The organism is Bacillus sp. FSL M7-0003, from assembly GCF_038628485.1.
GTDB lineage: Bacteria > Bacillota > Bacilli > Bacillales > Bacillaceae > Bacillus > Bacillus safensis.
In genome coordinates this window covers 3057652-3070819 of record NZ_CP152024.1, presented here as the reverse complement: position 1 = coordinate 3070819, position 13168 = coordinate 3057652, and the positions used below count along the sequence as shown (strand labels likewise).

Sequence of the window (13168 nt, the reverse complement as noted above, 5' to 3'; positions counted from 1 at the left end):
CGTGAAAGCACAATGAATCGAGCGTTTCTTTATAATGCCAGTGCGAACTTAATCACGTTTGTCCTGATGATGCTTATGTCTGTTTGTTTAACACCTTATATTGTTCATACACTTGGAGTGGAAGCATTCGGCTTAATCCATCTGACGCAAAATATGATCAACTATTTATCGGTCATTACGGCTTCGTTAAGTGCGGTTGTTGTGCGATTTTTTTCTGTGGCGGCTCATAAAGGAGAGATGGAGAAGGCGCAGCGCTATCTCGCTTCCTATTTCGTCAGTTCGTTTTTACTATCTATTAGTCTCTTTTTGCTTTGTCTTTTCGTGTCTCATCAGCTGGTTGAATGGCTTCATGTACCTGTTCAACTCGCAAAAGACACACAGACCGCCTTTATTTTAGGGGGTCTTTTATTTATGCTCAATTTCGTCATGTCTGGCATTGGGGCTGCTCCGTTTTATGCGAATAAGCTCTATGTATCAAGTATTGGACAGGCGATTCAAATGTTTTTGAGGGCGCTGATGATTGTCATCCTGTTTACATGGACGACACCAGCCATTTGGCATATCCCGCTTGCGGCCGTCATAGGAAGCTTAGCGGCTATGGGAATCGGTATCTATTATTTTAAGAAACTCATCCCTTGGTTTTCGTTTAAGTGGCGGCACGTCTCATTATCGTCTAGTCTCACTCTTGTTCGATCAGGGGTCTGGCATTCATTTGAGCAAATGGGGATATTGCTGTTTTTACAAATTGATTTATTGATGACCAACTTGCTCATTGGAGCGGAAGCGACGGGCCAATATGCGGCAATTTTACAGTTTCCATTATTATTACGCACACTGGCAGGGACATTGGCCGTTGTGTTTGCACCAACGATCACGAAATTTTATTCGAATCAGGACAAAGAGGGACTCATTCAATATGCTGCAAACGCCATTAAGTGGAGCGGCTTATTTGTTGCGTTCCCAGCCGCACTTCTAGGAGGTCTCGCTGGTCCGCTCATGCCTTTATGGCTTGGGCCTGCCTTTGAGGAGCTGAAATGGCTTCTTATGATTCATGCGGCTTATTTATGTTTGACCTTGATGTTTTTACCGCTCACATATGTGCCGACCGTGTTTAATCGATTGAAAGTTCCTGCAGTTGTCACCCTTATATTAGGTGTGTCTAATGTGCTTTTTGCCTATGGATTGACTCATCTGCTACAGCTTGGTTTATATGGCATTGCATCAGCGGGGGCAATGGTTTTATTGATTAAAAATATTGTGTTTCTGCCATTTTATACGGCCAGGATCACGAATCAGAAACGCACTATCTTTTACAAGCATACACTGGTTCCACTTGCTGGAGGGCTATTTATTTGGGGCATCTGTGCGGGGATTCAGGCGGTATATAACGTGACTTCATGGTGGGAGCTGTTTTGTATTGGAGGGCTTTGTTTCATTCTCTATATGGGCTACTTGTATCTGTTTGCAGGAACGAAACGAGAGCGGATGCAGCTGATGCGTAAGGTAAAACATGCGGTCTCCCGCTAATATGAAAAGGAGATGCAATGATGAAAAGAATGATAGATGTGATGGTGGCATTGACGCTGCTCATCGCAGGCAGTCTTCTTTTTCTTCTCATCTATGGACTGATTAGATGGAAAATTGGAACGCCTGTGGTGTTTCGGCAGAAGCGGCCTGGTTTGTATGGCCGGCCTTTTATGCTATATAAATTTCGGACGATGACCGATGAACGCGATGAACATGGGGTGCTGCTGCCAGATCATCTGCGATTAACAAAAACCGGTGCCTTGATTCGAAAGCTTAGTCTTGATGAATTGCCGCAGCTTGTCAATGTACTCAAAGGAGAGCTTAGTCTTGTCGGGCCAAGACCGCTTTTAATGGAGTATTTGCCTATGTATACAGAAGAACAAGCAAGGCGTCATCTTGTGAAGCCCGGCATAACAGGATGGGCACAGGTGAACGGCCGGAACACGCTTTCCTGGGAGGAGAAATTCACCTATGACCTTTGGTATGTCGAGCATCAATCGTTTTGGCTCGATATGAAAATTTTATGGATGACCTTGCTGAAAGTCATGAAAACAGAGGGGGTGCAGCAGCCGGATCATGCCACAGCTGAAAAATTTAAAGGAACCGATATGTAAGAAGCAAACCATTGGTTTAATTGGGGCCGGAGGACATAGCAAAGTCATTCAAGATCTCATTTTTGCACATGCCGATTACTCATTATATGCGGTATTAGATGATCATTTTGAAGAGGCGATCACTCAAAGCGGGATTTTGTATGGACCGATCTCCATGAGTGAGCAGCTGAGAGAGACAATGCCTCATATGAAATGGCTGATTGCGATCGGACAAAATGAGATCAGACAGCTCATGAAGGAACGCCTCTCATTTGAAGACACAGCATATGCCACACTCATTCACCCAGAGGCGGTCATGAGTCCGTCATCTGTCATTGGAAGGGGGACTGTTGTGATGGCAAGGGCAGTGGTTCAAGCAGATGCAGCCATCGGTGAGCATACGATTATAAATACAGGGTCTATCGCCGAGCATGACTGTATACTCGAATCGTTTGTGCACCTGTCACCAGGCGCGGTGCTGACTGGCGGTGTATCCGTGCGGGAAGGTGCCCATATTGGGGCTGGTGCCGTGGTGACACCGGGTATAACGATCGGAAGCTGGACGGTCATTGGCGCTGGAGCGGCAGTGACAAGAGATATACATGATCAGAAGGTCGCTGTAGGAATTCCTGCAATAGAAATCAAAGATCGGAGAGAAGGTGGGAAGTGATGAAAGAAAGGAAGCGAATTTACTTATCTCCTCCGCATATGAGCGGAAAAGAGACTTTCAAAATAGAGGAAGCTTTCAAGAGCAACTGGATTGCGCCGCTTGGACCGCTTGTGAATGAATTTGAACAGGCAGTGGCGGACTATGCAGGAGTGAGGACAGGAGCGGCTTTATCTTCAGGAACAGCAGCGATTCACCTTGCTTTAAAGCTGATAGGTGTGCAAAAAGGAGACATTGTCTTTTGTTCCACCCTCACGTTTGTTGCAACGGCAAATCCGATTTTATATGAACAAGCGGAGCCTGTTTTTATTGATTCTGAAAGGGAGACATGGAATATGTGCCCGCTTGCTTTAGAGAAAGCCTTGCTTGAATCAAAACGTCTTGGGAAAAAACCTCGCGCGGTCATCGTTGTCCATTTATATGGGCAAAGTGCAAAAATGGACGAGATCATGGCTCTGTGTGAAGCATATAATGTACCAGTCATTGAGGATGCCGCTGAATCGTTAGGTGCGCTTTATAAAGGAAGAAAAAGCGGCTCAATGGGCAGGTTCGGTATCTATTCTTTTAATGGAAATAAAATCATTACAACATCAGGGGGCGGAATGCTTGTGAGTGATGATGAAGCTGCGATTGAACGATGCCGCTTTCTTGCTTCACAGGCTAGAGAACAAGCGATGCACTATGAGCATCAAGAGATGGGATACAACTATCGCATGAGCAACCTCTTAGCAGGAGTCGGGATTGCTCAAATGGAAGTGCTGGACGAGCGTGTTGAACAAAAGCGCCGCATTTATCAGCGTTATCAGGACGCTTTATCAGAAGTAGAGGGTGTTCATTTGATGCCAGAATATCAAGAAACGAAATCCAACCGCTGGCTGACGGCATTGACCATTGATCGTGACACACAATTGTCTCCAGCAGATATCATTGGTGCTTTAGAAAAAGAACAAATCGAAGCAAGGCATGTATGGAAGCCGCTGCACCAGCAGCCGCTCTTTCGTCACTGCCCTTTTTATACTGCGGAAAAAGGCACTCCTGTATCTGAGCTGTTATTTGAGCGGGGGCTTTGTCTTCCGTCTGGAACGAGCATGACAGATGCAGATCAGGAACGTATCATCCATATACTCCATGACATGCTGCGAGAAAAAACATTTACCTCTTCACAGGCTGCTCATTCGTAAGCAGCCTGCCTCTCTTTCTATCAAATTCCTCAATTTATGGAATAAATCGGAATAAGTATTGTCATTTCGTTTCAAATATGATATTGACAACGGCTTCCTTCCTCCTTAAAATGAAAATGATTATCAGCATCAATTAGGAGGAGCAACTTATGTCTATTTGGAGAAATTTTCCGAAAATTAAAATAAATTCAGTATTACCATTCCTGCTTATTTTCTTTTTACTAGTAGGATGCTCTCAAACAAACAATGGAGCAGAAGGCAATAAGGATCATCCTGATATGATCACAATGGCGTGGCCAAGAGATATTGGTGAAATGAATCCACACGTATACAACCCATCACAATTATTTGCGCAATCAATGATTTATGAGCCATTGGTCAGCTATCAAAAGAATGGTAAGCTGAAACCTGAATTAGCGAAATCATGGGATGTTTCAAAGGATGGCAAGGTGTATACGTTCCATTTAAGAGACGGAGTGACTTTCTCAGACGGCTCTGAATTTAATGCGGACATTGTCAAAAAGAACTTCGATACAATTTTAAAAAATAAAGATTTACATAGCTGGTTAGGTGTCATTAAGAAAATCAAAAAGACAGAAGCCGTTGATAAAAAGACATTTAAACTCACATTAACAGCACCATATTATCCAACTGTGCAAGAATTAGCCGTTGTTCGTCCAGTTCGTTTCTTAGGTGAAGCAGGTTTCCCTAAAAACGGAGATACGTCAAAAGGAATTAAAAAACCAGTGGGGACAGGCCCTTGGGTTTTAAAAACATATAAGAAAGATGATTATGCCATTTTCGAACGAAACGATCATTATTGGGGAGAAAAACCAAAGGTAAAAGAAATCAAGGTAAAGGTCATCCCAGATGCGGAAACGAGAGTCATGGCTTTTGAAAAAGGTGATGTGGATTTACTTTACGGAGAAGGAACCATTAGCCTTGATTCTTACAAACAGCTGGAAGCAAGCGGCAAGTATGAAACGAAAATGTCAGAGCCTGTTGCAACGAGACAGCTTGTTATGAACACAAAAGTGGATCAGCTGTCAGATGAGAAAGTGCGTCATGCCCTTCAATATGCCTTCAATAAAAAATCAATGGTAGAAGGGGTCACCTCAGGTTTAGAGGATGAAGCAGATCACATCCTGCCGACTAACATGCCGTATACGTCACACATTCAAGTGAGGTCTTTCAAATATGATGTGGACAAAGCCAAAGCATTGCTGGATGAAGCGGGCTGGACACTTCCAAAAGGAAAATCCGTTCGTGAAAAAGATGGGAAAAAGCTTGAGTTTAGTATGATGTATGACTCAGCGGAATCGATTCAAAAAGCCATGGCGGAAACGCTGCAAGCAGAATGGGCTGCCGTTGGTGTCGGCGTCAAGCTTGAGGGTGTGGATTTGGCCACACAGGTTCAACGCTTTAAAGCCAATAAGTTTGATATGAACTTCTTTAGCAACTACGGAGCGCCGTATGATCCGCATACATTTATGAACGTTCTTTCATCAGATGGTTTTGGATTCAAAGAAGCCATTTCAGCCTATCCAAATAAGGAAAAGCTGATCAAAGAAATGACGGAAATTCCATCCACAACAAATGAAAAGAAACGCAAAGCACTGTATTCGTCTGTCTTATCCTCTTTACAGGATCAAGGGGCAATTGTGCCAATCTCTTATTTTAAAAAGACAGCCGTTTATCAAAAAGCTGTGAAGGACTTTGAATTCCCTGCAAATCGTGATGAACATCCTTTCACAGGCATTAAGCTGAAGTAACAGAAGGAAGGTAAGGAAATGGGCCGCTATATCGTCAAACGAGTGCTATCAATTATTCCTGTATTTTTATTAGCCACACTGCTCACAACTGGTATGATTCACCTCTCGCCAGTTGACCCGGCTGAGGCATATTTAGCAGCGGCTCATATCCAGCCTACAGATGAAATATTAGCGCAAAAACGAAGTGAATTCGGCTTAGACGAGCCGTTTTATATGCAGTATCTTCATACCATTGAAAAAGTCATTCACCTTGATTTCGGCCGGTCGTATATGTCCAATCAGCCTGTCGTAGATGAGGTGATTTATCGAATACCGGCGACAATTCAATTGGCGCTTACCAGTCTGCTGATCGCTATATGCGTCAGCATTCCGCTCGGCTTTTTCAGCGGCATGAGGAAAAATGGTGCCGTTGATCATGTGAGCCGGCTCATTTCTTTCTTAGGAGCATCTATCCCGACGTTTGTCTTGGGGTATTTGCTCATCTTCTTTTTTTCAGTGAAACTTGACCTCTTACCAGTTGAAGGAATTGGAACATGGGAGCATCTCATTCTGCCGTCGGTCACACTTGCAGTCCCTTTAATTGCTACGTATACAAGGCTGTTACGGTCAAGTGTGAGTGAGGCGCTTCAAGAGCCTTTCGTTCAATATGCGAGAATCAGAGGATTGAAGGAACAATCGATCATGTTCAAGCATGTGTTCAGAATTGCGATATCGCCGATGCTGACCGGACTAGGGGTGAACCTTGGCAAGCTGTTAACCGGAACCATTATTGTAGAGGCCGTTTTCTCATGGCCAGGGTTTGGCCGCTTTTTTATTGAAGCGATCTTTAACAGAGATCTGCCTGTCATTCAATTTTATGTCCTCATGTCGGCATGTATTTTTATCTTGAGCAGCTTGATCGTTGACTTAGTTCAGCTGATCATAGACCCCCGTATTTCTAGAAAGGAAGGCCGCCAGCAATGATGACAAAAGTAAAACATCTCATCGCTCATCAAAAGATGATCTCGATCTGCGCTTTGCTGCTCGGTCTCCTGCTCATTGTCACAATATGTGCACCATGGATCGCTCCACATGATCCGGCTGCTGTCAATCTAGCAATGAAGCTAAAGGGATCTTCGTGGGAGTATCCTCTTGGAACAGATCAATTAGGACGGTGCAATTTATCTCGTATTTTATATGGTGCGCGTGTTTCGCTCGGCTGTGCGTTATTAATCTTTCTTTCTTCGTTATTCATTGGTTTAATTGTCGGCCTCTTTTCAGGATACAAAGGCGGCTGGATCGATCATGTTTTGATGAGAATCTGTGACGGCGTCATGGCATTTCCCAACCTGGTGCTGATTCTTGGATTAGTCGGCATCTTCGGTCCGGGACTTCCTCAAGTCGTACTTGCTTTGATGCTTGTGCAATGGGTATATTATGCCCGCGTCTTCCGAGGAATGGTGCTCAGTTTAAAAGAACAGAACTTTATAGCAGCTGCAAAAATCAGTGGGACCTCGCATTGGAACATTATGAGAAAGCATATGATTCCCAATGTCCTGCCGCCATTAGCAGTCATTGGAACACTTGAAATGGGCTGGGCGATTATGGACATTTCTGCGATGTCTTTCCTCGGATTAGGGGTTCAGCCTCCTATGCCTGAATGGGGAGCGATGATTCATGAAGGGAAATCTTACATTCAAACGAATCCTCAGTTAATGCTGTACCCAGGTCTTGTGATCATGGCTGTGGTGGTTCTGTTTAATTTACTAGGAGAAGCCCTTTCAGAGAAATATGGCATCAAACGCCGTGTGTAAAGGAATGATCAATGTGCAAGAGTCCATTTTACAAGTAGAGAACCTGCATGTGCAGACGAAAACACCTCAAGGGACAGCCCCTCTTATTCAAGAAGTCTCGTTTGAAGTAGGGCGCGGTCAAATCCTTGGATTAATTGGTGAGAGCGGCTGCGGGAAAACAGTGACAAGTATGTCGATCTTGCGTATGCTTGATCGAAAAACAACGGAAGTCACTGGCAGTATCACATTACAGGGACGAGAATTGATCGGTATAAGTGAAAAGGATATGCGTTCCATTCGGGGCAAAAACATCTCGTATATTATGCAAAATCCAATGAACAGCTTTACGCCGGTATGGACAATCGGCCATCAGCTGGTTGAAACGATCCGCCGGCATACGGCTGTCAGTAAAAGGCAGGCACGATCACAGGCAATAGATGCGTTAGCGAAAATGAATCTGCCGCAGCCAGACCAACTGTTCAATAAGTATCCTTTTGAATTAAGCGGAGGGATGCTGCAGCGTGTCATGATCGCCATGGCTGCCTGTATGCACCCGCCCCTCATCATTGCAGATGAGCCGACAACTGCATTAGATGTACACAATCAGAAACGGGTCCTTCAGCATCTGAACCAAATTCGTCATGACTATGGAACGGCCATTTTACTGATTACCCACGATCTTGGTGTCATTGCTGAAATGGCAGATCAAGTTGTCGTCATGAAACAAGGAGAAATTGTTGAAAAGGCAGGAGTTCTTGAGATTTTTGAACAACCAAAACATGATTATACAAAAAAACTATTAGCAGCTCGTCCATCGATTCCAGCTGTTTGCCCGATTTGAGGTGAGAAGGCCCTTGCATTTATTAGAAGTGAAAGCAGTCAGTCATGCATACACGAACCGGTCGTTTCTAATGAGAAAAAAAGGCGCAGCCCCTGTCCTGAAAAGCGTCGATTTAACTATTGAAGAAGGCACCTGCCTTGGGCTGCTGGGACAAAGCGGCGCAGGGAAAAGTACACTGGGCCGCATCATACTTGGTCTAGAGAAACCAAGAGCTGGGCAGGTGCTTTTTGAAGGTCAGGATGTCTATCATGCAGATCAGCAAACACGTAAGCATTTTCGCCGGCATGTGCAAGCGGTGTTTCAGGATTCCTATTCGGCGGTAAATCCAAGGTGGACAGTCGAACAAATTTTATCTGAGCCGCTTGAAAACTACGAATCCATGAGCCGAAAGGAACGTAAAAACGTGCTGATTCACTGGCTGGAAAGAGTCGGGCTCGGTGAAAAGGATTTGTGTAAATATCCACACCAATTCAGCGGCGGCCAGCTGCAAAGGATCAACATCGCTAGAGCTTTATTGCTCCAGCCAAAGCTCATTGTACTTGATGAATCTGTCAGCAGCTTAGACATGGTGACGCAGGCTGTCATTTTAGATTTATTAGTAGAATTAAAGAAGGAGCTGGGTGTGGCTTACTTATTTATTACACATGATATAACAGCAACCTATCACTTATGTGATCAATTGGCGATTCTTGATCAAGGAGAGCTTGCTGCCCAATTTCAATCAAAGGATGACTTCTTTTCATCAGAAGAGGAAGCGGTGCGGAAAATGAGAGATGCAATGCTCGCAGATCATCCTTTGTCACGAACGATTGGCAGACCGGTTCGGTAAAACTTCATTTTATCAATGCCTCAGCGTGCAGCCAAAGCGTCGCATTCGGTAAAAAGCAAAGAGCGAAAGCCCCTTTGCAGGCAATCTGCGCCTCTTTTAGAAAGAGGCTATTTTTCATGAAAGGCAGGTGGCATCGTGAACCATCGAGCGTATTTAGCTTTGGCCATACCTTTAACAATTTCAACGATGACCACTCCATTACTGGGAGCTGTTGATACAGCGGTTGTCGGTCAGCTGGCAAATCCCGCTTATATTGGAGGCGTTGCGGTCGGCAGTCTCATTTTCAGTACATTATATTGGCTGTTTGGTTTTTTGCGGGTAAGTACATCTGCTTTTGCCGCCCAGGCAAACGGTGCGCAGAATGAGGAGCAGGGCGTTCTTGCTTTTCTAAGACCTTTTTTCGTCGCCATCATTGTCGGACTTTGTTTTATTGCCCTGCAATGGCCGATCATTCAATCTGCTTTTCTAATGATCTCTCCTGATGCTGATGTCCGTCAATTTGCCGCAGACTATTTTCATATTCGCATTTGGGGAGCGCCATTTACTTTAATGAATTATGTTATATTGGGCTGGCTGATGGGGATGGCTAAAATGAAAGAAGCTCTTTCATTACAAATCTTGATCAATGTTATGAATATGGCGCTCGCATTTCTGCTTGTTCATGTGTTTTCGTTTGCGGTCAAAGGAGTTGCGGCTGCGACATTGATATCTGAACTAACCGCTTTTGTGTTAGGGGCATGGATCATTCTGAAGCATTCGTCAAACGGATTCCAGATGCCTTCCATCAAGAAAATCATGGATACTCAGGCAGTGAAGAAAATGTTTCATGTGAATAAAGATTTGTTCATTAGGACGATCTGTCTGCTAGTGGTCATCAATATGTTTACGGCAAAAGGTGCTTCTTTTGGTACAGAGCTGCTGGCAGCCAATGCCATCTTATTTCAAATTCACTACATCATGGCTTATTTGTTCGATGGTTTTGCCAATGCGTCCAGCATCCTTGTTGGCAGGTCAGTTGGTGCAAATGACCGCACCCTTTATGAAAAAACCTTAACCCTTTCGAGGCAGTGGGCACTTGTGATGGCATGTGTCATTGCGGCGGTTTATTTTTTATTAAAAGAGCCGATATTGAGCTTGTTTACAAATCTCCCTCAGCTGCTTGATGTGACATTACACTATGCAGACTGGCTTGTTCTTTATCCATTTGCAGCTTGTTTCGGATTGGTCATTTACGGCGTATTTACAGGTGCAACAGAAATTGCCCCTGTTAGAAATTCGATGCTGTTTGCGATGATTTTGTTTATCGTCGTTCAAACCGCAGTCACGCCCATTTGGCACAATCATGGCCTATGGTTTGCCTTTATCATCTATACTGTAGGGCGGTCTGGCTTTTTAATGATGTATAAATCGAGGCTGGATCAGAAGCTTTTTGCATATGATAAACACCCTTTGCCATCTTGACAAAAGGGTGTTCTTTTTCGTTCATTCGCTTTCTTTTTTCACCTTTTGATAGGCTTCATCAAGATGCTGAATTCGCTTCAATACAACCGCATTTTTGGTCAGCTGGTCTTGAACAAGCGTTGACACCACTGAGCGGTAATAGGCATTCATCGCATGAACCTTGTCTTCATTTTGGTTCATAGCAATGTGCTGCTTCAAGTTGTCGACAAAGTATGGAACGGAAAAAAGTTCAGACATAGAAATCACTCCTATTTCGTATATACGGTCCGTCAATCTTCATGTAAAATGATGAGAGGGAGGGGAGACAATGAGCCTTAAACTGCAACAAGAACAGGTATTAAAGCAGGTGCTCACACAAGAACTTAGGCAGGCCATTACGCTGCTGCAGCTGAATTGCGCAGAGCTCGGCGAGTATCTTGACCAGTTAGCGCTTGAGAACCCTCTGATTGAGCGGAAAGACACGGACAGCTATCAACCAGTTTATCATAAAAAATCACAAGATCGAATGACAGAGCCGTATCGAACGCATCAAAAAGAAAGCCTGCAAATGTTTTTAAAAAGACAGGCGATTGATTTGAATTTAAGTGAAAAGAATCAAAGAATCTTTCACTTTATGATTGACTCCATTGATTCCAATGGCTATCTAAATGAACCGATTGACGCAATGGCAGCTGTCTTAGAGGTGCCAGCTGAAGAAGTAGAAGCTGTCCTTCATCAGCTGCAATCGCTGGAGCCTGCCGGGATTGGCGCAAGATCATTGCAGGAATGCATCCTCCTTCAGCTGAGAAGGAAAAAGAAGCGCTGGTATGAAGCCGAGCTGATCATCGAAGAGCATTTCTTTCTTTTTGCCAGGAAGGCTTGGAAGGAAATTGCGGCCAAAACAGGTGTTTCAATGAAAACACTCCAGGCGGTACAAGATGAAGTGTCTCAGCTTGAACCAAGACCAGGCCTTCATTTCTCATATGATGAAGAGCATGTGTATATAGAGCCTGATGTGACAATTACTGTGGTGCAGGATCACATCACATTTGAGCTGAATCAGCGCGCTTTTCCAGACGTAGAAATGAATGAAGGCTACTTCGCCATGATTCAAGACCAAAAGCGGCATGAAGCATATGCGTATTTAAAGGAAAAAGAGCAGCAGTACAATTGGCTTGTCCAAGCGCTGAAGCAAAGAAAGCAAACGATGACTCATGTCGTTCGTGAGATTATCTCACATCAGACCGATTTTTTTCTAACGGGGAAACATAAAATGAAACCGCTTACGATGAAGCGGATTGCAGATATACTGCAAGTCCATGAGTCAACAGTCAGCCGGACTGTAAAAGGGAAAATGGTGCAAACCCCTTATGGTCTTATGGAAATGAAACAATTTTTCCAAGCGAAATTAGAAGGGCATTCGCTAGAAGAGGCGTCCAGCTACACAGTCAAAACGCACATTGCAGAGCTCATCCAAACGGAAAATAAGAAAAAACCGTATTCAGATCAGCAAATCATGACACTGCTTCAGCAAACCTTTGGCATCCGCGCGTCGCGCAGAACCATTGCAAAATATCGTGAACAAATGAATCTTCCGTCCTCTACGCTGCGGAAGCGATACGATTAAAAAGAAGTACTTGCCAGAACATGGCACGTGCTTCTTTTTTGTTGAAAGCAAGGCAGCTCGAAGATTTCTTGAAAATTAAAGAGGGGAGACGTGTGATCGGAAATTTTGGGGTAAAGTATAAGATAGGGCATGAGCCGATAGGGATAGACAACAGTGATGAGGTGAGACCAATTGAAATATAAACAAATTAAAACGAAAAAAATATATGAAGAAATTGCGGATGCATTAATTGAATCCATTCGTACAGGTGAGCTTCTTCCAGGGGAAAAATTAGATTCGGTTCAAGCGCTTTCAGAAAGCTTTCAAGTCAGCCGTTCCGCTGTAAGAGAGGCACTGTCTGCTCTCAAAGCGATCGGATTAATAGAGATGAAGCAAGGGGAAGGCACATATGTGAAGCAGTTTGATCCTGAGCAGCTCACATTTAGCCTGTCTCCTGCATTTTTGATGAAGCAGCATGATGTCACACAGCTCCTTGAATTAAGAACCATAATTGAGACGGGTGCTGTTAAAAAGGCAGCGCTCATGCGAACGGACGATGACCTTCATCAGCTGCGTGAGGCACTCGAACAAATGAAACTCGCAGAAGCACATAAAGAAACTGGTGAAGAGGCAGACCTCGCATTCCATCTCGCTTTAGCCAAAGCCTCAAAGAATGATTTATTAAAAGCGTTAATGAATCAGGTCTCCACCTTGCTGGTAGAAACGATGCGGGAGACGAGAAAAGTCGTCTTATTTTCAAGAAAAGCCTCCATTCGGCAGCTTTACAAAGAACATGAACACATTTACAAAGCCGTCATGGCAAGACAGCCAGAAGAAGCAGAAAGAGCGATGCTCACGCATTTAAAAAATGTAGAAAAACTGCTGAGTGATGTGAGTCAAGAACCGGCAGGACAGTCAGAACCACAGTAAGCTGTGCCGA

13 protein-coding genes are annotated in these 13168 nt (G+C 44.1%); 12 read left to right on the top strand and 1 reads right to left on the bottom strand.

The window, feature by feature from the left end; translation table 11 throughout:
* Window positions 1–12 precede the first annotated feature (12 nt).
* The 10 genes from MHI23_RS15865 to MHI23_RS15820 all read left to right on the top strand — a co-directional run bounded on the left by MHI23_RS15865 (window position 13) and on the right by MHI23_RS15820 (window position 10643).
* On the top strand, window positions 13–1527 hold the full coding sequence (locus tag MHI23_RS15865) for an MATE family efflux transporter (protein ID WP_342492084.1): 1515 nt from the start codon (window positions 13–15) through the stop codon (window positions 1525–1527).
* A 20-nt stretch (window positions 1528–1547) separates the two neighbouring features.
* Window positions 1548–2141, top strand: a complete 594-nt coding sequence (locus tag MHI23_RS15860; RefSeq protein ID WP_029707401.1) for a sugar transferase — start codon at window positions 1548–1550, stop codon at window positions 2139–2141.
* Entirely contained in the window at window positions 2104–2790 is a 687-nt protein-coding gene (locus tag MHI23_RS15855) for an acetyltransferase (RefSeq protein ID WP_135031222.1), read from the top strand. Before MHI23_RS15860 ends, MHI23_RS15855 begins: the two co-directional genes overlap by 38 nt.
* On the top strand, window positions 2790–3968 hold the full coding sequence (locus MHI23_RS15850) for an aminotransferase class I/II-fold pyridoxal phosphate-dependent enzyme (protein WP_171464705.1): 1179 nt from the start codon (window positions 2790–2792) through the stop codon (window positions 3966–3968). Before MHI23_RS15855 ends, MHI23_RS15850 begins: the two co-directional genes overlap by 1 nt.
* Window positions 3969–4117: 149 nt before the next feature.
* The gene (gene nikA, locus MHI23_RS15845; RefSeq protein WP_342492083.1) at window positions 4118–5740 is read left to right on the top strand and encodes a nickel ABC transporter substrate-binding protein; all 1623 of its coding nucleotides are present in this window, start codon (window positions 4118–4120) and stop codon (window positions 5738–5740) included.
* An 18-nt stretch (window positions 5741–5758) separates the two neighbouring features.
* On the top strand, window positions 5759–6703 hold the full coding sequence (gene nikB, locus MHI23_RS15840) for a nickel ABC transporter permease subunit NikB (RefSeq protein WP_342492082.1): 945 nt from the start codon (window positions 5759–5761) through the stop codon (window positions 6701–6703).
* Window positions 6700–7533, top strand: a complete 834-nt coding sequence (gene nikC / locus MHI23_RS15835) for a nickel ABC transporter permease subunit NikC (RefSeq protein WP_056765758.1) — start codon at window positions 6700–6702, stop codon at window positions 7531–7533. Before nikB ends, nikC begins: the two co-directional genes overlap by 4 nt.
* A 4-nt stretch (window positions 7534–7537) precedes the next feature.
* Window positions 7538–8353 (top strand): nickel import ATP-binding protein NikD, encoded by an 816-nt coding sequence (gene nikD, locus MHI23_RS15830; protein ID WP_342492081.1) that lies wholly within the window; start codon window positions 7538–7540, stop codon window positions 8351–8353.
* Window positions 8354–8366: 13 nt separating this feature from the next.
* A complete protein-coding gene (nikE, locus tag MHI23_RS15825) occupies window positions 8367–9182 on the top strand; it encodes a nickel import ATP-binding protein NikE (RefSeq protein WP_342492080.1) in 816 nt (271 codons plus the stop codon).
* A gap of 135 nt (window positions 9183–9317) precedes the next feature.
* Window positions 9318–10643, top strand: a complete 1326-nt coding sequence (locus MHI23_RS15820; RefSeq protein WP_342492079.1) for an MATE family efflux transporter — start codon at window positions 9318–9320, stop codon at window positions 10641–10643.
* Between the two features lie 21 nt (window positions 10644–10664).
* Here the strand turns inward: MHI23_RS15820 and yvfG are convergent, their stop codons facing one another.
* Complete coding sequence (yvfG, locus tag MHI23_RS15815; RefSeq protein ID WP_024423509.1) at window positions 10665–10880, bottom strand: protein YvfG; 216 nt, start codon at window positions 10878–10880, stop codon at window positions 10665–10667.
* A gap of 70 nt (window positions 10881–10950) precedes the next feature.
* Here yvfG and rpoN point away from each other — a divergent pair, with 70 nt between their 5' ends.
* Window positions 10951–12249 carry an RNA polymerase factor sigma-54 gene (gene rpoN, locus MHI23_RS15810; protein WP_125586043.1) on the top strand — a complete coding sequence of 433 codons (1299 nt, stop codon included), beginning with the start codon at window positions 10951–10953 and terminating at the stop codon, window positions 12247–12249.
* Window positions 12250–12420: 171 nt separating this feature from the next.
* The gene (locus MHI23_RS15805; protein WP_024423507.1) at window positions 12421–13158 is read left to right on the top strand and encodes a FadR/GntR family transcriptional regulator; all 738 of its coding nucleotides are present in this window, start codon (window positions 12421–12423) and stop codon (window positions 13156–13158) included.
* Window positions 13159–13168 lie beyond the last annotated feature (10 nt).

What these genes read in the sequence shown, in the direction of transcription:
- MHI23_RS15865 (WP_342492084.1), top strand. Translation starts at nt 13, where the DNA reads ATGAATCGAGCGTTTCTTTATAATGCCAGTGCGAACTTAATCACGTTT.
- MHI23_RS15860 (WP_029707401.1), top strand. Translation starts at nt 1,548, where the DNA reads ATGAAAAGAATGATAGATGTGATGGTGGCATTGACGCTGCTCATCGCA.
- MHI23_RS15855 (WP_135031222.1), top strand. Translation starts at nt 2,104, where the DNA reads ATGCCACAGCTGAAAAATTTAAAGGAACCGATATGTAAGAAGCAAACC.
- MHI23_RS15850 (WP_171464705.1), top strand. Translation starts at nt 2,790, where the DNA reads ATGAAAGAAAGGAAGCGAATTTACTTATCTCCTCCGCATATGAGCGGA.
- nikA (WP_342492083.1), top strand. Translation starts at nt 4,118, where the DNA reads ATGTCTATTTGGAGAAATTTTCCGAAAATTAAAATAAATTCAGTATTA.
- nikB (WP_342492082.1), top strand. Translation starts at nt 5,759, where the DNA reads ATGGGCCGCTATATCGTCAAACGAGTGCTATCAATTATTCCTGTATTT.
- nikC (WP_056765758.1), top strand. Translation starts at nt 6,700, where the DNA reads ATGATGACAAAAGTAAAACATCTCATCGCTCATCAAAAGATGATCTCG.
- nikD (WP_342492081.1), top strand. Translation starts at nt 7,538, where the DNA reads ATGATCAATGTGCAAGAGTCCATTTTACAAGTAGAGAACCTGCATGTG.
- yvfG (WP_024423509.1), bottom strand. Translation starts at nt 10,880, where the DNA reads ATGTCTGAACTTTTTTCCGTTCCATACTTTGTCGACAACTTGAAGCAG.
- rpoN (WP_125586043.1), top strand. Translation starts at nt 10,951, where the DNA reads ATGAGCCTTAAACTGCAACAAGAACAGGTATTAAAGCAGGTGCTCACA.